At 40.5% G+C, this 21,977-nt stretch carries 13 protein-coding genes; 9 read left to right on the top strand and 4 right to left on the bottom strand.

What is annotated here, in order from left to right; genetic code table 11:
* The first annotated feature begins 106 nt into the window (after positions 1–106).
* Positions 107–559 (top strand): hypothetical protein, encoded by a 453-nt coding sequence (locus NDQ71_RS21755; RefSeq protein WP_192540156.1) that lies wholly within the window; start codon positions 107–109, stop codon positions 557–559.
* A 458-nt stretch (positions 560–1,017) separates the two neighbouring features.
* On the opposite strand, the gene NDQ71_RS21750 is transcribed toward NDQ71_RS21755, so the two are convergent.
* Both NDQ71_RS21750 and NDQ71_RS21745 read right to left on the bottom strand, forming a co-directional pair.
* Positions 1,018–2,847: a metallophosphoesterase family protein gene (locus NDQ71_RS21750; RefSeq protein WP_301562719.1), complete on the bottom strand. Its 1,830-nt coding sequence runs from the start codon at positions 2,845–2,847 to the stop codon at positions 1,018–1,020.
* Positions 2,848–2,922: 75 nt separating this feature from the next.
* A complete protein-coding gene (locus NDQ71_RS21745) occupies positions 2,923–5,691 on the bottom strand; it encodes a TonB-dependent receptor (protein ID WP_301562718.1) in 2,769 nt (922 codons plus the stop codon).
* 219 nt (positions 5,692–5,910) lie between these two features.
* Between NDQ71_RS21745 and NDQ71_RS21740 the strand changes: the two genes are divergently transcribed.
* Both NDQ71_RS21740 and NDQ71_RS21735 read left to right on the top strand, forming a co-directional pair.
* Positions 5,911–6,450, top strand: a complete 540-nt coding sequence (locus NDQ71_RS21740; protein WP_301562717.1) for a sigma-70 family RNA polymerase sigma factor — start codon at positions 5,911–5,913, stop codon at positions 6,448–6,450.
* A 60-nt stretch (positions 6,451–6,510) separates the two neighbouring features.
* Positions 6,511–7,401, top strand: a complete 891-nt coding sequence (locus NDQ71_RS21735; RefSeq protein WP_301562716.1) for a FecR family protein — start codon at positions 6,511–6,513, stop codon at positions 7,399–7,401.
* A gap of 225 nt (positions 7,402–7,626) precedes the next feature.
* On the opposite strand, the gene NDQ71_RS21730 is transcribed toward NDQ71_RS21735, so the two are convergent.
* A complete protein-coding gene (locus NDQ71_RS21730) occupies positions 7,627–9,951 on the bottom strand; it encodes a TonB-dependent receptor (protein ID WP_301562715.1) in 2,325 nt (774 codons plus the stop codon).
* Positions 9,952–9,986: 35 nt separating this feature from the next.
* Between NDQ71_RS21730 and NDQ71_RS21725 the strand changes: the two genes are divergently transcribed.
* The 3 genes from NDQ71_RS21725 to NDQ71_RS21715 all read left to right on the top strand — a co-directional run bounded on the left by NDQ71_RS21725 (position 9,987) and on the right by NDQ71_RS21715 (position 15,419).
* Positions 9,987–10,874 carry an AraC family transcriptional regulator gene (locus NDQ71_RS21725; RefSeq protein WP_192540150.1) on the top strand — a complete coding sequence of 296 codons (888 nt, stop codon included), beginning with the start codon at positions 9,987–9,989 and terminating at the stop codon, positions 10,872–10,874.
* Positions 10,875–11,162: 288 nt separating this feature from the next.
* On the top strand, positions 11,163–14,030 hold the full coding sequence (locus NDQ71_RS21720) for a TonB-dependent receptor (RefSeq protein WP_301562714.1): 2,868 nt from the start codon (positions 11,163–11,165) through the stop codon (positions 14,028–14,030).
* Between the two features lie 204 nt (positions 14,031–14,234).
* Positions 14,235–15,419, top strand: coding sequence for a sialidase family protein (locus NDQ71_RS21715; RefSeq protein WP_301562713.1), 1,185 nt, complete (start codon positions 14,235–14,237; stop codon positions 15,417–15,419).
* Here the strand turns inward: NDQ71_RS21715 and NDQ71_RS21710 are convergent.
* Complete coding sequence (locus tag NDQ71_RS21710) at positions 15,412–16,101, bottom strand: FMN-dependent NADH-azoreductase (protein ID WP_192540230.1); 690 nt, start codon at positions 16,099–16,101, stop codon at positions 15,412–15,414. The two genes, NDQ71_RS21715 and NDQ71_RS21710, sit on opposite strands and share 8 nt — an antisense overlap.
* 108 nt (positions 16,102–16,209) lie before the next feature.
* Between NDQ71_RS21710 and NDQ71_RS21705 the strand changes: the two genes are divergently transcribed.
* The 3 genes from NDQ71_RS21705 to NDQ71_RS21695 all read left to right on the top strand — a co-directional run bounded on the left by NDQ71_RS21705 (position 16,210) and on the right by NDQ71_RS21695 (position 21,805).
* Positions 16,210–17,058 carry a LysR family transcriptional regulator gene (locus tag NDQ71_RS21705; RefSeq protein WP_192540147.1) on the top strand — a complete coding sequence of 283 codons (849 nt, stop codon included), beginning with the start codon at positions 16,210–16,212 and terminating at the stop codon, positions 17,056–17,058.
* Between the two features lie 244 nt (positions 17,059–17,302).
* Complete coding sequence (locus NDQ71_RS21700) at positions 17,303–19,186, top strand: methyl-accepting chemotaxis protein (protein ID WP_192540146.1); 1,884 nt, start codon at positions 17,303–17,305, stop codon at positions 19,184–19,186.
* Between the two features lie 480 nt (positions 19,187–19,666).
* On the top strand, positions 19,667–21,805 hold the full coding sequence (locus tag NDQ71_RS21695; RefSeq protein ID WP_192540145.1) for a TonB-dependent receptor: 2,139 nt from the start codon (positions 19,667–19,669) through the stop codon (positions 21,803–21,805).
* Positions 21,806–21,977 lie beyond the last annotated feature (172 nt).

Below are 21,977 nucleotides of genomic sequence, written 5' to 3'. Positions count from 1 at the left end.
TGCGTTGTGTAACATCAAGAAATCAACGTTACTGCGTCACTGGCATACCCCTTGCTTTGCTATAGATACAAACTGAAAAATCACGGATAGACACCAGGGAGTCATAATGCAAGTCCAATCAAATTCAGCGTTAGCGCCACTTAGCGAGAATAAACGTGTTAGCACCTCAGGCAATGAATTGCCAAGCAGCGGCAATAAAGCGCAGCAACTCCCCGCAGCGCTTCAAGCTACAAACGAGCAAGACACCAACAACGTTTACGATTTTACCAATATGTCGCGCCGAGAATATAATCAATTGGTGAAAGCAGGGGAGGTTCCCTTAGGCTATATTGTGTTCCCAGCTGATGGTATTGATCTAACATCAAATACTAAGGCGCAGATGGAAGCTGTGCAGGATGAAAAAATAAATTTCATCGACTATTACCAAAATAGAATTGCCTATCGAGAAAGTACAGGCCAGTCGACAGAAAATTTTCGCGATGTACTGACCGACTTACAAAAATTACAAGGCAAAGCCATGAACCCTGCATTGACCAAAAGTGTAGATACTTATGCTTAGCTGTTCTCGAAAGGTTCCCTGATTTTGTGTGCACCATAGGTTTACATCAAAGTAGACTATGAATGAACGAGCTCGTTAATTATCGAATCTGTCATATCAAGTTAAAGCTTATTCACTCTTGAATGTTCACTATTGAATTCAAATAAAAAAGTATTTAACTATCTAAATTTTTAACAGCGGCTTTAGTTTATCATCATGTGCAAGGCTACGACCGTGTTCTGGTTTAATAAACTTAATGCAATGAATGTTTTTTTATTACTTTCATTTTAAACTCCTTATCAACACTTAGATTCAGAACTGTTGATATGAAATTTAGCGCTTTAAATTACGCTATGCATTAATATTTGGCTGAGCCGACACAATTTCACCAAAATCGACACACACCTCCTTTAATAACTTTACACCTAACCATTTAACTGTAAACCCCCATTACATAATACAAATGATTAAAACCGGAGTTATGGCGATACAGTATCCGTAGCACAGTTTTGCAACGACTTATTTTCTGACATATCAATAATCAAGCACTGATCGGGCAGGGCATGACTGAGATTATCGTAGATACTGAATGCTTGAGTTAGGGCTGATTTTAGCTGACAAATGTTTTTACCTTTATTGTCGTTGCTAGCTGCGCACTTTGTATTGTTATTTAATAACTTAGCCATAGCTTGATATGTTTGCTGGGTTTTGTTTGTAATATCAGTAAAGGCAAGTGAGCCAGCATTGCGCACTAAGTAAAAGTCAGCGATAAAATCGAGCACTGTTTTAGCCTTTAAGCCTTGGCGCTGTACTTTAGATAGCTGGCTATCATTGTTAAACAGAGCCGTGATCTCTAATAACGACATATTCAATACTTGCTCACGAAAGCCTTGTGGCCACTCACGAGGAATAAACCGCCACTTCGCCAAAGCTTGTAAGTGCATTTTGCTGTAACTGTGGTAGCTTTTGGCTGTCAAAATACGGTTATTCCACAGCTGCTCTGGGGCATTTTTGTTTAGATAGTCATACTCTTTTTGATAGGCGCTAAACAGTTGGTCAAACTGGGCAACGTTATCAATCGTAATCGTATCCACCTTTGCTAACTGTTTATTAAGTGTGACTAACTTATAAGCAGGGCGGTATGCCGCGATAGAAGGTGCTTGAATATTAAATAGGGTGTTATGCTCGCTCTCAATGACCGATGTGTCGTTCATGTGCATATGCCCGCCAATGTGCAGTTTCAAACCAGTTTCAGCGAGTAATTTTCGAGTATCACGACTAGGCTCTCTAGCTAACTGAAAAGCCGTATCACCAAACAGTGATTTAATCGACTGCGTTTGGCCATCGTAAAACTCTCCCATCGGAAAATGGCTAAACGCAACCAAGGTTTTACCTTGTGCTTTTGCCCTTTGCACTACTTGTGTGATCCACTTTAATAAATAAGGCTTTTCAGTCAGCACTTTGTTATAGCCTGCATTGCCCGAGCCTTGAAAGATCAAATGGCCATTTTCCAGTTTTGGGATATACACGTTCGCATCAATAGCCAATAACCAAAGTCCTGCAACAGGTTCAACTAAATAGCTGGTATCGGGTACTTGCTTACAACGTGATTGGTCATTCTGCGAGCATTGGGTATAACTGCGATCAGTGAGCAACGCCTGCTTGCCAAATGGTGTTTCCCACAGCAAATCGCGGTTATCTGGCTGCAAACCAAATGGCGCCATTATATCTACAATTTCTTGATAACCAGCATGAGCGATTTTATCGCTGCATACTAACGCATCATTATCTTTAGCATCCTCTTTACAACGTGGATGATCGGTTGAATAAATCCCCACTTGTTGCCCGTCAGAGCCCAAAAAGTCCGACTTTCCGCCAGCACTTTTAAATGGCCTAACCGGATCATGATTACCGGGGGTAGCAAAAAATCGCATGTCATATTTTTTAGCGTAATCCGCTAAAATAACTTTTAAACCATTTAAATGAACGCCCTGACCGTCATCGGTAAAATCACCGGGTAGAGCAACTAACTTTACTCCTTTGGCGGCAATATCATCTAAAGTGGCTATTAATGCAAAATAGTTTTCATTAAATAATCGCGTGGAGTGAATTTGCGCCTGCATGCTACGAATACTAACGGGCTTAGCCCCTTTATTAAGCTCAATACCGTTAAATCCTTCAGCTGAAAAATCGCCATAAATATCATGAAAATGAATGTCGGGGACAAAGGCAATTTGCGTATTACTTAGTGGATCAGCATGTAATGTTGTACTAAATATACACAGTATTAAAGGTAGAAATAACTTCATAGAAATGCCCTGTTATCACATTTAAAACAAAAAAACCGAAAGCATTAAGCTTCCGGTTTTTATACATTGAACCCGTTAAAAAATAGCTCTTAAACCTAGCGATACTCGACGTCCTGAAAACTCATACATAGTCGGGAATGCAGGATCTAAAGTATAGCCTTTGGTTTCTTCGCCAGTGATATTAATGCCCTCAAGCGTCACTTTTACTGAATCATTAATATTGTAGCCCAGTGATACATCTGTTTGGCCGTAGGCATCACGGTAAACTGGGTACATATCACGCTCAATGTACTCTACGTATTTATCTTTGTAGTTATATGAAATACGCGCATCAAAGCTTTCATTCTCATAATAAAAAGTCAGATTGTAAGTTTCATCGGCAAGACCTTCTGGCGGCGTTGGAATGCCTAAATCAGAAGCTCCAGTTAATGAGTTATCTAACGTAGTGTAGTTAGCGTTAACACCAAAACCTTCTAACATACTACTAAAACGAACAAATGGGATTTGCGCAATAAATTCAATACCGCTAACATCATACGACCCTTCAGCATTCACTTTTTGATAAACATCAAAGTCGTACACACCATCCACCGTGCCGTTATCGTTGTATTTTGTTACGCCTTCCACAACGCCGGTAAGTGACTCACGTACTACGCCTTCAATTTCTTTTTCAAAATAAGAAACCGCCAATAAACCGCCTTCTTCTAAATACCACTCTAGGCCCACTTCCCATTGTTCAGCATAAGTGGGTTTTAAGTCTGGATTACCATCGCGGTATTTAAACTCGTTTAAGCTCACTGTGCGTTTATAAGCAATATCGGTAAGGGCAGGGCGCATTAATGTTTCTGAAGCCGCAGCACGCAGTACTAAGTCATCGTTAAGCTCAAGGGTAAAGTTAACACTAGGTAATACATCCGAGTAGTTACCACTTTTTGATACTGGCGCTGAGGTGTAATCCGTTGAACCATCATCATTTTGTACTTGGTGATAGCCCGATGAATTTACGTCCGTCTCGATGTAGCGTACACCGGTATTCAAGGTTGCTGGCATATCACCGATATCAAACGCAAAATCAGCCATAGCGTAAATGGCCGTGGTTTTTTCTTCTACTTGGTAGTATTGATCGGGTTCAAAATCAACGGCAAAACCTGTATATCTCAGTTGGTCGCGGGCATAGCTATTTGAAATTTGACTCCAATCTTGCTTAGAAGACACCTCAGACAAGTACTCACCGCCATTAACAAGATCTGAAATACTGCTAAGCTGGCTGTCAGCAAGGGTACGCGTGCCGACCCAAGACGAGTCGCCCGCTGATGGGCCCGTTACGCGGTTTGTACCGTAGTCGCGTTGTTTTGACTTATCTGTATAACGAGCACCAAACTGTACTTTACTTAACGCAGGGAAAAACTCTAAATTTAACTGACGTGAAAAATCCAATTGCGCTGCGTATTTATCATCAGAAATAGCCTCAAGGTTTACTTCGTTATAATCAAATAAATAAGCCTCTGGTGAGTTATACATATCAAAAGTATCTGGGTTATCACTTGGGATAGTTTCTGCGCCGGTACTGGTATAACGTGAACGTGTTGCACGATAAGCCGTGTGCTTTAAGTTGGTCGTCTCGGTTGTTTTATCTGCGCCACTGTAGCCGATTAAACCATACACATCCCACTCACCCACTAACCAGTCCATCGCAATGCTAAATTGCTGATAGTCAGTATCACTGCTGTTTTCTTTACTTAAAAATTCATGCTGTGTAGCCGCATAATCAACGTCAGTTAATACAGTGATGCCGTAATCGCTAAGGGTTGAACTGTCGTATTGATTAACACGCTCTAACGAACTAATACTTGATGCTGTATAAGCCGCCGCATCGTATTCATCTTCGTGATCATCAAAGTTACCTAATAAACCATCAAACGTTAAACTAAACTCACTGCTTGGTTTATATTGCAATGATAACGTTGCTCCCCATTTTTCTTGCTCGGTAAGATAAGCACGGTCGCCCACTTTATCTATAAACACTACGCGGCTAGTTTCATCGCTATCCAAACGATCGTTAATGCTAATACCTGTATCACGCTCTAAAACGTCTGCCGCTTGATCGGCTTGCCATTGTGATGAGCCTGACTTTTCTAACCAACGAGAAAGCGGACGAAAGTTAATGCCAGAATTACTATCGGTACGGTTAGTGCGCTGCGAATAAGCAAAAGAGGCAAGTGCGCCCCAATCACCCAATGTGTCACTGGCTAAAAATGCTAATTTAGGATCAGTCTGCTCAGAAATATCATTATAAGCCCCTTCAACTGATGTGACTAACTTACGTCCTTCATAATCAAATGGTCGTGCTGTGGTAATCGCAACCGAGCCTGCAATACCGCCTTCTTCATCCGCAGCAGTGGGGGATTTTTTTACCGTAACACTTTGAATAATTTCCGACGCAAAAATATCAAATTCAACATCACGACCGCCACTACCGGATGCCGTAGCAAGGTTATTAATCGATACAAAAGTAAACTCACTCGGCAAACTACGTACATTCACCTTTTGACCTAAGCCTTTATTTCGCTCAATCGTCACACCAGGCATACGCTGCAATGCTTCAGCAAGGTTTTGTTCAGGAAAATCAGCGATGTCTGAAGCGACAATCGAATCTGAAAAACCAATGTTTGTCCGCTTTAGGTCAATCGCTTTTTCTAAACTTTTAATATAACTACCCGTTACGACGATTTGCTCCATCGCTTGCTCTTCATTTTCAGCGTCTTGCGCGTAACTTGGCGCGACAAATAACGCACTTAGTGCCAATGCTAAAGGTGATAGGGTAAAAATTCGCTTAGTCATCATGTTGTTCCTGTTGTATGTATTACGACTTTAAATTGATTTCGCTCCTAATGACGCTGCAAAAAATTAATAGGGGACGTATTTATTCGATGAAGTTTTTGTGTCGGTTTTGCGACACTGCAATCATAAAAGTGTCATTAAATCATCATAAAAAAGGTGTCACCTTTGCTCTAGTATGAGCGTCTATTAAAAATGTAATGTTATAGATAATGATGAGAACTGATGCCTCAAACTCAAACGCCGCCATCGCTAATAAACGCACAAGGTCAACAAAATAGACCCCTCGTTAAGTGCTTTATTGCCAACCAAGATGCACTAAAAAGCTTTTTTCGTCGGGCTGTCGGTGAGCAGGCCGATGCCGATGATTTATTTCAAAAATTGCTGATGAAAGCATTAAAAATTGAATGTTCGGCGCATATTGATAACCCGTTAGCGTATGGCTATCGCATGGCAAAACATTTAGTGATTGATCATCATCGAGAGCAAAATAAATCTCCCGAGAGCTTAGAGCACGAACCTGAAAGTAATGCGCTGTCACTTGAGAATTTACTTGAGCAGGAACAACGTTTGCGCTTATACCAGCAAGTGCTCACGCAAATGTCAGCACTGCGCCGTGATGTGTTTATTCGTCGCCGCTTACATGGCGAAAGCCGTCAACAAATAGCGCAAAGCTTAGGGTTATCAGAAGAGGCGGTAAAAAAGCATATTTCCCGCGCGATGGATATGCTCAAAGACGCAATCAGCGAATTTATTGCCGACTAATTGTCCCCTTAATGAACGTTAAGTCGTTATATTAATAATAGAGATAGATAGAGAAATAACATGGTCACCTCATCCAAACATGACGATGAAAATAAAGATCCACTCAAGCAAGCGATTTGGCAAGATGCAGCACTTACCGAAGCACTTAAAATGCTAGATACGTCCACTAAAATCGCAGCGCCAACACACATAAAAGCCAACACCCATACTAACTTTTGGCTCTGGGGCAGCGCGCTTGCGGCGAGTATAATCATGGCGGTAGTCGGGGTGGCAACATTAAGTCCTGAGGTTAGCCCAACAACAGCAACTTTCATTGCCACACAGCAATTTACAGCGACCAAAGCAACCGATATTACCTTGTCGGACGGCTCTGAAGTTGCATTAAATACGCACACTAACCTGCAATTTCATGAAAATGATAAAACCAGACAAGCCATCTTAAGCAAAGGAGAGGCCTACTTTGCAGTGCAGCGCGATGAGCAACGCCCATTTACCATTGATACCGGTAACGCAACAGTTAGCGTGCTAGGCACCGCGTTTAATATTGACAAAACCCTAAGTGGAACAACGATTGATGTATTTCATGGCAAAGTGGCGGTAACCACCCGCGATAACTCACAACGAGTAGAATTAGTAAAAGGACAGCGCGCCCGCGTTGATGCCAAGCAAATTATTGTAACGACTTTTAAAGAACAGCAACCAGATTGGCAATTAGGCTGGCTTGATTTAGAGAATGTGACCATTAACGATGCTATTTTTCAACTTAATCGCTATACCGACAAACCACTAGTTCTGAGTAATGTGGATGCGGACCTGCGCGTCAGCGGTCGCTTTAAAACTGCGGATGTGCTTGGAGCAGCGTCTTTAATAGCACAGTTGAATCAACTTGAACTCAATCAATATAACGACAGTATTGTATTGTCAGCTGATCCAAAGCTGGAATTTAAATAGAATAATCGCAGAGAGATTTCACTTTATTTTCTGATAAATCTAGCTTCATACTTCTTATAATAACTGGAACGTATTCTTTTTACGGTTAATAATTGAAAAATTTGCTTTGAATATCCAAAAAATTCAAAGCAAAAGAATTTACAGCAACTCCCCCTAAAGACATATAAAAATAACTGCGCACATTTACTTAAACTCCGTCAGCAAATACAAAATAATATTAAAAACTTAAAACCAAATCTCAGCTTCTAATCCTATTATACGTGGTTTATCCAAGGGGCTGTAAAATAGGCCGTCTGTACCAAATGCCATATTTTCAACTGCCAACCCACTTGCTCGCCTTTCACCAGTAAGGTTTTCGCCAAACACACGCAGCGCCATCTTGCCATTATCATAACCAAGCTGGAACCCTAATGTTGTAACAGCCCCTTGAATAATATCGCCCTTAGCTCGTAGTGACGTTTTGCCAGTGAAATTGGCTTCTGCTCTGATATAGAAATCGTTTTCCCAACTATAACGAGCAGCAAGACCTGCGTCGTATTGGGGTACAAATTGAACAGCAAGACCTGCTGCATTAAATGTTTCACTAGTCTGAAGATCGTCATACTCTGCATCGACATACCCCAAATGACTATTGAGAGAAAATGCCTCACTAGGATGCCAGCTTACTTCGAACTCAACTCCTTTACTGGTAATTGATGCTTCTGAACCTATATAGTCTGAACTCACAGGACGGCCATTTGCATCAGTTGCTACTTGCAGTTCCTGCCAATTATCAGACGAGATATAAAAGACAGCACCAGACGATCGCCAGTTTCTATCTCCAGATAGCCATTTATAACCCAATTCGTGACTGGTAAGCGTTTCACTTTCATATGACAAAACACTGTCATCCACAATATCGTCCTGAATAGCTGTAAGATTAAACCCTCCCGGAATGTAACCTTTAGATACAGATGCATGAAATGACAAATGCGGGTTGAGCTGATAAAGAGCTGATAGTCTGGGCAACCAGTTGTTGAAACTTTTCGTTAAATCAGCATCTTGGTAATGCGTAATAGTGCCTAAACCAAGATCAAGATACCCAGCTGTCTGCACTGCCGAGCGCTGAGCATTATCATAACGTATACCGGCACCAAACTTTAATTTATCTGTGACATACCAATTAACTGATCCAAAGATACTTTTATCTTTACCTTCTTTGTATTGCATTGGTGCAGCCAGATAACTGTTTAAATCGCCACTGCCCATAAAAGTAGATTTGGTATTTTCTACAGATTCCTCATAATATGAGATACCTACAATGTAATCAAAGGTGCCATTTTCCAAAGAGGTAAAGCGAAGTTCAATATTGTTATAGTCCTCGTTTTTTTCTTCTCGCCCAGAGACATAGGGAGCTGCTGTAAAGTCGAAATCTAACCCTTTTGAATCTTCTTTTCTGGAGCGATATGAAGCAGCTAAATCTATAGCTCCGATATCAGTATTGTTAGTCACACTAACCCCTACAACGAACTCATCAGACGAAGTATACTTAGGCGAATCTTCAAATGTGGTCCATTCATCGAGTCGGCGTCCCCCATTCATACTGTCCGCATATAGCTTATTGTATAAACTTATGTTTAACGGTACATATTGCTGTACAAACAAGCCGGGCGCATCTTCCTCTAACAAGTAAGTCGTTGCATTAACTGTCAGTGTGTCAGATGGCGTCCAATTAATGCGCCCTTGCACAAAGTCTTCTCTGATACTGCCGCTTTCTCCCGTCGAGGTCGCGATGTTCTTTATATATGCGTCTTCAGACGACGTACTGAATGAAAGTGAACCATTTAATTCCCCCTGAACTAGCGGTCCACCAATGAAGCCCGTTCCTTTGTAGCCCTGCCCTGATGAATAATCTAACATCGACACACGATAATTCTGCTCGACAACTTCTGATGGGGTTTTTGTATTGACAATAATAAGACCGGACTCAGAGTTTGCACCGTAAAGTGTTCCTTGAGGTCCTCGAAGCACTTCTATAGAGTTCACTTGACTCAATACAGAATTGCTCAACTCTCTAAATGGAATACCATCAATGTAAACAGCAGCGCGGTTAACTATGAACGGGTTAGACTCAACACCTCGAATAGTGATGTATACACTACCTGTTTGACCTGACTCACTAAACTGTACATTAGGAACTAAATCATCGATACGAGTAAAATCACGGACTCGGGCTTCATCAATTATTGTCGAATCAATAAGTGTGACTGAAACGTCAGTTTTTAATAAGTTTGTATTGCGTTTAGTTCCTGTAACAACGATGTTTTCCATCGACGGCTCTGAAGCTTTGTTTTGGTGCTGTTGCTTTTTTATTGTGTCTATATCATATTCTTGGGCTGCGGCCATGGCTAATGAAGAGGTAAACATCATTCCCAATGCCGTTGTTCGAAATAAAAAAGTACTGCGCGATAACTTGTATGGCATAGTTAGGTTACTCGTATTTAATAAGAATGAGACAAATTCTAAATACCAACCAAATAAATACCGCTCCAAAATGTTTTTTAGCTCCATTTTGGGAAATATATTATTCTTTCAAACGAGGTGTTATGAATACCGGAAGTAAAATATTGGCAAGCCTTTCAGAGAATGCAGCTTTGCCATCTACTGTTAGCGTTGATGATGACAGTATTATTTTTATGTGTTCATCATTTCATGCTATGACGGGGGAAATGATTACAGGTACGTACCTCAAGATAGCTATTTGTCTTAATGGTGGTGGTATAGTGAAATATGGAAAACTTTCTTGGCGCTGGAAACAAGGAGAAGTTCTTATAACTGCGCCTCATGAGAGTGGTACATTTAGCTCTCCAGATGTAAAAATGCTAGGCATCGCTATCGATACAGAGCGATTCTGTCATTTTTGTCAGCCAGAGAATCAAATTTATCGTTCTAATGTTGTAGAAGATGAAATGATAACCTCAGTGATACTTGCTCTTTGGCAATGTGTGCAAAACGAAGCGAAGTGCTCAAAATTCATCCATGAAGGTGTTGCTATAATTCTCAAGCGAATTGTTGAACTATCGGTTAATACCTTCAAGACACGACAGGAGCTATGCCTTAGTCACCGCCAGATTAATTACTTAGATAACTATATAAAAAAACAAGTTAAAAATGATATTAAAACTGAGCAATTAGCTGATTTACTTGGCATGGGAATTCGGCGGTTCTCCAAAGCATTAGAGAATAGTACAGGGCTCACACCTTATAAATATTTACTGAAAATGAAAATGGGCGAAGCCAAGCAACTTCTATCAAAAGGTTTTCCCGTAACACATGTAGCAGGAAAAATGGGGTATAGTAACCCAAGTAAATTTTCAGCGGCGTTTAGTCGAATGGTAGGCTGTACACCTACACATTGGAAAAATATGCAAAAAGTACATTCTCATAAGCATTTATCTGACGTGCATGCCTTGCCTGTTCAGAGAATCAATTAATAACTTATTGTCACAAACCATTTTATTAAAATACTTAACTAGCCGTTTCCCCCAACAATAGGAGAGGAGGTGAGCATATATCTGGTTTTCTCCAAGAGCATTTAAATGTCCTTTATTTACTCGGTTTCAAACAAAAAATGAAGGTTAATGCTTCGCCCTAATCAAGCCCCCCAAAAAACAGAGACAAACTAGCTTAAACATATTTTTGCAGTTAACAGGCTTTGTCATAAATTATTCATTTATATTCTGCACACTATAGTTTTAATAAAATAGCAGGGCTGTTCATAAATGTTACGTATAAGCAGTTTTTTATGTGTAGCACTTTTTATTTTTTCTATTCCTACACAGGCCGCACAAGCCAGTTTGATACAACAATTAACTGACCTATCTAAACGGTTTTCAACTGCGATAATATACAATACCTCATTACTAGCAGGCTTAACCGTTGAGCCCAGTACTCAAACCACACTTGAGCAAACTCTTGATTTATGGCTGACTCCTAGGCAATTAAGCTGGCAAAAAACCGCTTCTGGCATCGTTATTTTTCAAACCGCAACATCAGTACCAGCACCGGCAATATCAATACCCGAAACTAACAATACTCCAGTGCTTGAAGAAGTAATAGTAACCGAGTCATTACCTACACCATCCAATGGTGATGCCTATAACCACAATTACCAACAAGCAATTAACTACGCCCAACAAATAAAGAGTAACTATGTAGGGCAAAGCGAAATAGCAATAGGCGCAATGCTCAATCAACTGCCAGCTGAAAATCTTGCCGAGGCACTACAAGCAGTACCCGGCATAAGCATTACCCGCGATCGCGGTGAAGCCCTCAATATTAATGCGATGGGATTGGGTGCTGAGTATCAATTAACGCTATTTAATGGTCATCGCCTTGCAAATACCGAAAACGTTCGAAATTCAAACCAATATGGGCAACAACATCGCTTTGATATATTTAGCGCAGGGTTATTTTCAAATATCGCGGTGTATAAAACCACAAACTCAAGCCTTCCTAGTGGTGCAGTAGGCGCTACAGTTAACTTGCTCAGCGATGACCCCCTTGCTTATCAAGACAATAACCTACAAGTTATGCTCACCACCGCTGCGCTTGAAGGTGAACAAAACCTTCAACCAAGCTTTGGATTAACAGGCAATGCCAAAACAGCAGATGGTGACTTAGCTGTGATGGTAAAAATGAACTATGAAAACCGTCTGCAACGTCAGTTTCAGTTTGAAACCTGGCACTGGGGAGAAAATGGCGGCGCACCGCAGCCTTACCAATGGCCTGATATTAATAAAAACATCTTGGTGCCTACAGATGGCTTAGCACTGACCATAGAAAACGAAGATCGCACTCGCGCAACATATTATGGCGCTTTAGCCTGGCAAGCTACTGAGCGTTTAAAGCTTAATACTCTGTGGTTTAGATCAGATACTGACTTTTCGTTTGATGAGCACCGTATTTCAATTAACCCACAAAGTCAGTCAGCTCAAGCACAGGTTAACGATGGAAATAATAGCCTAAACCAATTTGTATTTAACGATGTAAATGCCAAAACTAGCCGTGAAGAATCCAACTTATATTATGCCAACCAAACCATACAAGTTGATGCTAACTGGCAACCAAGTGCGCATTTACCCTTAACGCTTTCGCCATTTTACAGTAGCAGTACAGCAAACAGTAAAACCAAAGAACCTATCTCTCGCGTTCATGGGGCTATTTCGCCTATGCAGGCAGACGTTGTTTTACAAAATACATCGGTTGATAGCTTTAATTTTGCAGGCAACCTAGGGTTGGTAAGTAGCTACTCACATATTAATCAAATGAGCAAACGCACTATTAATGTGCTTAATGAAGTGGACGAGTGGGGCATTGATAGTCATTGGAGTCGTGAAAATTATTGGGGCTTACAAGCGCTGGATATCGGCTTTTTACATTCAACCCAACATTATGACTACACCCGCAAAGATATAAGTTTATCGCCCTTAGCTTTAGAGCAACTACCAGATCTAGATGGTCGTTGGCTTGAACCAATCACTAATAAATTTTCAGCTGAGTTTATGAACGCAGATTTACAGCCTTGGCTAATCCCAAAAAGTGACCTTTTTCAACTTTATGATATTGATTTATCGTTCGCTGAAATGAGCGATAGTGACCGATTAAATAGTTACAAAGTAAGCTTTGTATCAAAGGAAGGATACATCTCTTCAAAGTGGCAATTTGAGCAAGTAACGTTAAGCACAGGCTTGCGATACAGCAATACATTAAGTGAAACAAAAGGCTCACAGCTTGCAACAACAGGGGAATTAGCGCCCATCAATAGCAGCAATAAAGATAACACTTGGTTACCGTCCGTTAATTTAAAATGGCAGCCTTCGCAATTTTGGCAATGGCGGGCGGGCTTTAACCGCGCTTTAAATCGGCCAAATTACTCAGATTTAAACCCAAAACTGCATATAAACTCAGGTGGTTTACCTTATGCAGAGCTTGGTAACCCCAATTTGCAACCGGTTATAGCCAATACCAGTACGCTCTCTGTTAACTGGCAACAACAAAGCGTAAGCGCACAATTGCTGGGCTTTAATCACCACATGAATAACTTTATTGTTGAGCAAACAGCAAGCTTAAATTATCAAGGCCTGCAATATAACTCATTGCAACGTACTAACGATGGCAAAGCCAAGATAAAAGGCTTACAAGCCAGTAGTCAGTGGCAGTTACCGATATATAGCCGATGGTTTCTACAAAGCCAATTATCAGCAAGCATCACCCATATCAACAAAGCAGATGTAAGCACCTCAGCTGGTAATCACTTTAAAGTAGAAGGAGTCTCTGACTGGACAGGTAACCTGCGCTTTTTAGTCAGTGATAAAAAATGGCAAGCTGCATTTAATATTAATTACCGTAGTGACTTTTTGGAGCAACGCGACATTAGTAATAATGCCAGTAGTTATGTTGAAGACTACACCAGCACAGATTTAAGCTTTAGCTGGTTTTACTCAGCAAATGCCAGCCTTCGCTTAGATCTATTTAATGCCACCAACGAAACCCTGACCCGTACAGCAAAAACTGACGACGCCAGTTCATTACTCAAAGCAGAAGAATTCGGCCGCCGCGTGGTTGTTAGCTTATCATTAAAAATATAAATTTTTGCATTTGCAACACGCAAACTAAACTCACTTTTGTAAACCCCCATTACGTTTTGAATAAAAACAATACAACCGACTAATGTCTAAACTCTGTTTATGCAAACCCAGTAGCCGCGCAGTTGAGGACTTGCTAGTATAAAAAATAATACAAAACGATAATTACCTCATAATAACGATAACTTAGCCTTTAGGTACTTTGATATGACTCCCTATTTTGTAAAGTGTACAGCCGTATTGATACTAAGCGGTTTGTCGCACTCAGTGATAGCAACCGATAATTCAACGGCTCCCGCCTTTAAAATGGAAGAGGGATTAATCGATATCACTAAGCCCTCTACGCTGGGACTTTCAAAAGCTAACAATACTGAGCACTTTGAGGTATTTAAAGCCATAAAAGGCAAGGCTCAGTACAACCATGGCGCAGTGCTATTTGCATTTAAAGGGCGCTTATATTGCCAATGGCAATCCTCAAAAAAAGACGAAGATGGCCCAAATACTCATGTTTTATATAGCCAAAGTGAAGATGGCCAAGCTTGGCAAACAGCTCAATTACTCGCACCAACACGAGAAAATGCAATAGTCACTAGTGGCGGGTGGTGGAGTGATTCAAAAACCTTAGTCGCCTTTATCAATGTTTGGCCTAAAGATGCTAGCCCAAAAGTAGGCTATGTTGAATACGCTTTAAGCCAAGATGGTATTAATTGGAGTGACTTTAAACCGGTTTTAAATAAAGCAGGCACACCGCTAAAAGGCGTTATTGAACAAGATTTAAAAGCCTTACCCAGCGGCCGAGTTATCACAGCGGTTCACCATCAACCAGGATTGGTGGCAAGCCCTTTTTATACTGATGATCCATTGGCGATTTCGGGTTGGCAAGCAGGTAAGTTTAACAACCGACCTTTTAGTAAACACGTTAGCGATGAGCTAGAGCCTAGCTGGTTTGTTAATAAAGCAAACGATGTGGTTATGACCTTTCGAGATCAAGGCGGCAGTTATAAAATTTTAGCCGCCAGTAGCCATGACCAAGGAGCCACGTGGACAGATGCAATCACCACCAATATACCAGACTCAAGAGCAAAACAAAGTGCAGGTAATTTGCCAAATGGCATGGCCTATATAGTTAATAATCCAACCGGTAATAAAACCCGCCTACCGTTAGTTGTAAGCTTAAGCCAAGACGGCTACACCTTTGACCACGCTTATATATTACGAGACCAACACACTCTACCGGCCATGCAATACCAAGGTAAATATAAACGTATTGGTTACAGCTACCCAAAAAGCTATATTTGGCAAAACAGCTTATGGATAAGCTACGCAGTTAATAAAGAAGATATAGCCGTAACAAAACTAGATTTAGCGCAATTTCAGGGAGCCGTTAAGTAACAGAGCTAAGGTGCTCAGCAAGCTCTGCCGCTTGCCTATAAGCATTTTCCAGTGATTGTTGATGGCGAGCATCAGCAAACTCTTGATACTCGGAGGCAATTTCATAAATTGTACTCACGCCTAAATATTTGCTTAAAGTGCGTAAATGCGGCACTAAGTGACTCATATGCTCACGTATGCCGCCTTGCTCAAAACCAAACTCACCAGTTGAGGTGATCACAACCAATGTTTTACAACTGAGCAAAGGCTGTAGCGGAAAGTCACCACGGGAAAGATCAAAATCAAAGGTTTTATTGACCCTCACTACTTGATCAAACCACGCCTTTAGCTGCGCTGGCATACCGTAGTTATACATAGGCGAGGAAATCACAATAATATCAGCGGCTGCAATTTCAGCGATTAATGTGTCTGACAGGGCCAGTAACTGTTTTTGCTCTGCAGTTTTTTTATTCTCTGGGGTAAATACCGCGCCTATCCAGTCTTGGGTAATAAAAGGCGGCGGGTTCACACCTACATCGCGATAAATATACTCATCTATAGCTTGGTGCTGCGTAACGCTCTCTATAAAACACTTAGCAATATTTTTAGAGATTGAATCGTGGCTTGGGTTGTCGTTTTTTGCGGCTCTTACGCTTGCATCTATATGCAGTAGGGTGTCATGATGTTTATCCTCGTAGTGAATGTGAGGCAATCATCTAACTAACAATAGCTTTTCACAAACGAGTTAACCTCAACTATAAATAAGTTATACTCATCTATAATTATTCTTATTAGTTGCGAATGCTACTTTATGCAAGTATCACTACAAACGCTTAAAGCCTTTGAATCGGCGGCGCGTTTAGGCAGTTTTAAAGCCGCGGCCGATGAACTATCGATCACACCAACCGCGATTTCGCACCATATAAATAACCTTGAAAACCGTTTAAATGTGGATTTGTTTTACCGCCAAGTTAGAAAAATAACCCTCACGCCAACCGGTGAGTATTTAAGTGCGGCCACAAGTGACGGCTTTAACCGCATCGAGCAAGCGCTGGCTCAAGTTGAAGCCACAGGCGCAACCGTTAAAATAACCACCACCTCGTCACTGGCCGCCCTGCGCTTAATTCCCGCATTGCAGGAATTATCTATAAACCAGCCTAATCTTGAGGTAGATATATCAACCAGTGAAGCCGTTGATAAACAATTGCACACCTTACCTATTCGCTTTGGCCAGCAGCACAATATAAACGCCGACGACATTATAAAAACTGAGCAATTTAACGTATTCGGCTCATACAAAGCAGCAGATACCCCTTGGCAAAATGGCCCTGTTACGCTGTATACCACAAAATGGAAAAACAACGCCCTGAGCGAGCCACCACTTAAACAATGGCTTACTCAAAACAACTTAGATCCTGCGTTATTTATTATCAAAACCTTTGACCAAGAGCTGTTTGGCATTCAAGAAGCCATGGCAGGCTCAGGACTGGTATTTTGCTCAGTCACTCTTGTGCAACGGCTATTAAATACTGAATTACTTAAAAGCTTTAATACTCAAACAGTTGAATCTGAGTTTTGCTACTACATACCCAATAAACAGCGCTTTCAAACCCGAGATACACGCCTAGTTTTAAAGTGGGTAGAAAGGTTGTTGAGTTAAGAGTTTTACGTTTTTTAAATAGCTTATATTCCCAGCTTATTTAGAATTTAGAATTGAAATTTAAAGTCACATTACGGGATAAACAAGCAGCAATAATTGTTTAATTCATTGGCCGACTGAAGCCATTCAGGTAGAATTAATGTTGTATTTTAGTGCAACGCGCATTATTGTAGGTAACCCATAAGGTAGTCTAACTATTAAATAAAAATATACCTAAAATCAACACAACAAGTTGTACCTAAATATGTTTAAATCGCTCTCTCTGAATAAAAAATTTGCTTTATTTACTGGTGTTACACTAACGCTAAGCTGCTTGTTAATCGTGTTTATTTCCATGCTATTAAGTTTTAACAGTATGGAAAAAGCCGTTAATGAACGAGTACTATCAGCAACTGATGCCTATAACCAATACGTCACCGATTGGTTGGAAACAAAAGAAAGTATTCTCAAATCGATTGAGCAAGTAAAAACACAAGAGGAGGCCTACTCTGCTTTAAATCAAATGAAACAAGGTGGCGTGTTTGACAATGTTTTTATCGCATTTAAAGATGGCTCGCAAATCAATGCTGACCGAGTCACTTTACCTGAAGGTAATAATGACCCTCGTGTATGGGGTTGGTACAAAAACGCAACACTACAACCCGGTGATATTTTTATGGCTAACCCATCAGTCGCAGCCGCAACCGGTAAAACAGTGGTATCTCTAGGTGTTGTGACAACATTTTTAGGCGAGCAAGTAGTGCTTGGCGCTGATATAGAAATGACTGATATCCTTAATAACCTCAAGCGACTTAAGTTACCTAATCAAGGTGAAGCCTTTATTATTAATGAACAAGGAAACTTTTTTGCCCATAAAAATATTGCAAAACTTAACCAACCTGCGACCGACGAAGGCTTAACATCTAAAGTTGTACAGCGTATAACTTCTGCGTCAGTGAGTGCTAAAGAGCTAGATTTAAAAGAGCCTATTGTAGTTTGGTCAGAAAAAATTCCAAAAACACAGCTTTATACCGTAAGCGTCATTAAACGCGCACAATTAAATAAACCAATTTACGAACTGATCGGAACACAGTTAGCACTGAGCTTAATGGCCATAGTTGTGAGTATTTTACTGATTATTTGGCTTGGCCATTATTTATTAAAACCACTCGCTGATGTTGCCAAAGCTTTGAATAATATTGCAAAAGGTGATGCCGATTTAACTCAGCGTTTAACAATTCATAGCCATGATGAAGTAGGCCAAGTGTCTGAAAGCTTTAATCAGTTTGTGAGTATTTTGCAGGCGTTAATGCAAAATATTAAATCAAGAACCAATCAATTGGTAGACTTAGCGCAATCAGCCAATATAGAAATAACTCAAACAGGTAATGATATTCGTAAACAAGCTAACGAACTTGAGCAAGCGGTTACAGCTGCAACAGAGTTTACTTACAGCTCTGACGAAATATCAAATAACACCCAAAAAAGTAGTGAACAATCAGAGTTAACCAAAGATTCTGTTTCGCAAGCAATGGCTTTATCTTCAGGTGCAAGCGAATCAATGAGTTCATTGAATGATCAGTTGACCCAAAGCAATAAGATCATGGCTACCTTAAAGCAACAGAGCCAGCAGATTGACGACATTATTAACGCCATTGAAGCTATTGCAGAGCAAACCAACCTATTAGCCTTAAATGCAGCGATTGAAGCCGCTAGGGCAGGGGAGCAAGGCCGAGGCTTTGCTGTTGTAGCTGATGAAGTGCGTGAATTATCAATGAAAACCCAAAAATCAACAGAAGGCATTCGCACTACTATTGTTGATTTACAAAAACTCACCACTACGGCGGTAAATAACATTGATAGCTGCAGTGAAATCTCTGCGACAACAATTGAAAAAGTATACCAACTAGCCAGCCTACTTGAGCAAAGTGGACAGTCTATTGATGTGACAACACAAATGGCAATACAAATAGCGACCGCTTCACAAGAACAATCAAGTGTAACTAAGGATATAACCAGAAACTTAACCGCAACAGAGGAACTTTCGCAGTCATCACTGGCTCGGATCAGTGAAAATACCGCGCAAATTGATTCACTAGCAGAGCAAGCTTCTGAGCTACTAAAATCTGTTGGTGCATTTAAAATTTAATGCTTAGCACGACGATTGGTGGCTCAAAAGAGCTACCAATCATAAGAATTAACAGTAAATAGCTCTAAAAACATAGAGATCATAATTTTATTCCTATTACGAACGGTTTTATTGCTCGAGTAAGTCTGGCAGGGTTGGATTAGTTCACTTTACACCTTGCAGTTAAAGCTGTCATAAACTCTCATTTAATTTTTTATTAAACACTTGCTCTGCTAAATTTACTCTTTAATTTTAAAGGCATTTTTTCAGCGGTTAAATTTTCAAATTGATTTAATGCAATTTATTCAACAGTAAGTATTGTTTTAGGAACGTTTCTCTCGCTATAATTGTTATGTTGTAACATAATGAAGATGAAAGGTATGAAATTTAAAAATTGCTTTACTGCCGTTAGCTATCGGTACATGTGTTAATGCTAATGAGATTGAACGAATTGAAGTTAATCCATTAACAAAACAATATTCTCCTGTAAATACACTGCAAATGAGTAAAACAGAGTTAACCGGAGAGTTACTCCAACAACAAAAGGCACCCACCTTAGGTGATACCTTATCGCAGATATCGGGTGTCAGTAGTAGTTATTTTGGCGCATCAGCTGGGCGCCCACAAATTCGCGGTCTAGGCGGACAGCGGGTAATGATAAGCTCTAACGGTTTACCTGTTCGAGATATGTCATCTGTAAGTGATGACCAACTAGTGCCGATAGAGCCTTTTTTTGCTGATCGAATTACTGTATTAAAAGGTGCAGCTGCAACAGTTGCTTATGGCGGCGAAGCGATGGCTGGACTGGTTGATGTGGATGATGGCCGCATTCCTTTACAGCATAGTGCACATAATTATACCGATCAAATAGAAATACAGTCTGGTTATAATACAGGCACGGCATTACTAGGCCGCTTTCAAGGACAAGAGCAAGGCTTTGCTTATAATGTAAATTTACTGCATCGTGAAAGAGGGGATTTTAAGGTCCCTAAAAACGCCAAAGATCCAGCATGTAATGATTGGTCAGAGTTAGTTTTAAGTAGTCAATTACAAGCGCAATGCCAAGTGGTATTAGGTCAACCACAATGGGAATATAACGGCACTAAATATGTTGATGTAACGCCTTTAGATCAGCAAATTATTGAACACCGTTCTGATAATTTGCAAGGAAAAGTAGAGAACTCAAGTAATTACCAAACAAGCTTTACTTTTGGCGGCAGTCAAGTATTTGCAAACGAGCAGTTGCTTGGTTTTTCATTTGGTTATACACGTGCAAATCGTGGTATTCCCGGCTTTATGCACTTAACTTCAAAAGGTACTGATCAGCTGGCAGAAACGGGAAAAATTAGAATTAACTCTGATCAATATCGTTTTGATGCACTTTACTCAAAAGAGTTTAAAAATAACTCCTTTTTAAACCATGGTGAGATCACAGCCCGTTATACTAATCAATTAGATGATGAAAGCTTAGCAGAGCGATCTGTTAATACATTTGAGCTCTCTAATTGGCAACTCAATCCTACACTTAATTATCAATCTTCATCTGAATTAACTGGCATGATAGGGCTAGCATTAGAAGGCAGTAAACACCAAGGCGGGGGCGTAGATAATTACTTACCCGATATAAACAGCGATCGACGTGCGGCTTATATTTTACAAAATGCTAATTATGGGCCGTTATCAGCTCAACTTGGCGCCCGTTACGAAAAAGTGGAATATGAACCAAGCTTTCCAGCTACCTATGAGCCAGGACGCGGCCAGGGATCAGCTATCGCAGACAGAGAATTTAATTTACACAATTATGTCGCCTCTATGCGCTTTGATATTCTAACGGGTTGGTGGGTATCAAGCAGTTACACTCATGCAGAGCGTGCTCCTGCGGTAAACGAGCTATATGCTAGCAATCCACATTTTGCCTTATTGATTGAAGAGCAAGGCAATGCTCAACTTGAAATGGAAGTAAATAAAGCAACTGAATTTGGTACTGGGATTAGCTTTGCTGATTTTTCTATAACAGCTAATTGGTATGAAAATCAATACGAGAACTTCATTTACTTAGGTAATACAGGGGTCAATCGTGGTGGTGTGTTTGTAAAAGAGTGGCGCCAAGCAGATACAGAAAACACCGGTTTTGAGGTGGAATTAAGTTATACATTAGCGACCAAAACCGCAGGGGATTTCACCTTTAGCGCTTTTGCCGATGCAACAGAAAATACCCCTGTGTATCAATTTGATGGTACCTATGACCCTTTTACTATAGAAAACTTTTTTGACCCAAAACCTGATCAAGAAGCCGAATATTATCGACGTAACTTAGAAGGTGATAGTATGCCGCGCACGCCAGCCGATAGCCAAGGGTTAGCGGTGCATTGGCAGTATGATCAGCTATCAGCTTCATTAGATTATGTGCATCATGGTGCACAAGATAAAGTCGCAAAAGGTGAATTTGCTTCCCAACAATATCACTTATTAGGCGCTTATTTTTCAGTGACCCAAAATCTATTAGGCTACGAAAGTGAAGTATATATTAATATTGATAACCTTACTGATGAAGACGCTCGTCCTCATCAAAGCTTCTTGCGACAACTAACCCCATTACCTGGACGAAGTGTTGCATTTGGTATTCGCGCTAAAATCTAAGGCGATAAGACTAATTAAGTGCGCCGAAGCTGGCGCACTTTACAAAGCATCATAATTTTAAATTCGCCCGAACTAGCTTACGCCTACAATAGTTTTACCTTGGAACTTTTCTCTCGCAATTGCGTTATGTAAACCCCCGTTACATTTTGATTAAAAAAGCCACAGACTATTT

Origin of the sequence: Pseudoalteromonas sp. KG3 (genome assembly GCF_030436385.1) — a bacterium.
GTDB classification, from domain to species: Bacteria; Pseudomonadota; Gammaproteobacteria; order Enterobacterales; family Alteromonadaceae; genus Pseudoalteromonas; species Pseudoalteromonas prydzensis.
The sequence above is the reverse complement of the archived record's forward strand: the minus strand, read 5'-3'. Positions and strand labels throughout refer to the sequence as shown.

Excerpts from the sequence above, each read along its gene's own strand:
- NDQ71_RS21705 (WP_192540147.1), top strand. The coding sequence starts at position 16,210 with ATGCAAGTATCACTACAAACGCTTAAAGCCTTTGAATCGGCGGCGCGT.
- NDQ71_RS21745 (WP_301562718.1), bottom strand. The coding sequence starts at position 5,691 with ATGATGACTAAGCGAATTTTTACCCTATCACCTTTAGCATTGGCACTA.
- NDQ71_RS21715 (WP_301562713.1), top strand. The coding sequence starts at position 14,235 with ATGACTCCCTATTTTGTAAAGTGTACAGCCGTATTGATACTAAGCGGT.
- NDQ71_RS21700 (WP_192540146.1), top strand. The coding sequence starts at position 17,303 with ATGTTTAAATCGCTCTCTCTGAATAAAAAATTTGCTTTATTTACTGGT.
- NDQ71_RS21725 (WP_192540150.1), top strand. The coding sequence starts at position 9,987 with ATGAATACCGGAAGTAAAATATTGGCAAGCCTTTCAGAGAATGCAGCT.
- NDQ71_RS21750 (WP_301562719.1), bottom strand. The coding sequence starts at position 2,847 with ATGAAGTTATTTCTACCTTTAATACTGTGTATATTTAGTACAACATTA.
- NDQ71_RS21755 (WP_192540156.1), top strand. The coding sequence starts at position 107 with ATGCAAGTCCAATCAAATTCAGCGTTAGCGCCACTTAGCGAGAATAAA.
- NDQ71_RS21740 (WP_301562717.1), top strand. The coding sequence starts at position 5,911 with ATGCCTCAAACTCAAACGCCGCCATCGCTAATAAACGCACAAGGTCAA.
- NDQ71_RS21695 (WP_192540145.1), top strand. The coding sequence starts at position 19,667 with ATGAGTAAAACAGAGTTAACCGGAGAGTTACTCCAACAACAAAAGGCA.
- NDQ71_RS21730 (WP_301562715.1), bottom strand. The coding sequence starts at position 9,951 with ATGGAGCTAAAAAACATTTTGGAGCGGTATTTATTTGGTTGGTATTTA.
- NDQ71_RS21720 (WP_301562714.1), top strand. The coding sequence starts at position 11,163 with ATGTTACGTATAAGCAGTTTTTTATGTGTAGCACTTTTTATTTTTTCT.
- NDQ71_RS21735 (WP_301562716.1), top strand. The coding sequence starts at position 6,511 with ATGGTCACCTCATCCAAACATGACGATGAAAATAAAGATCCACTCAAG.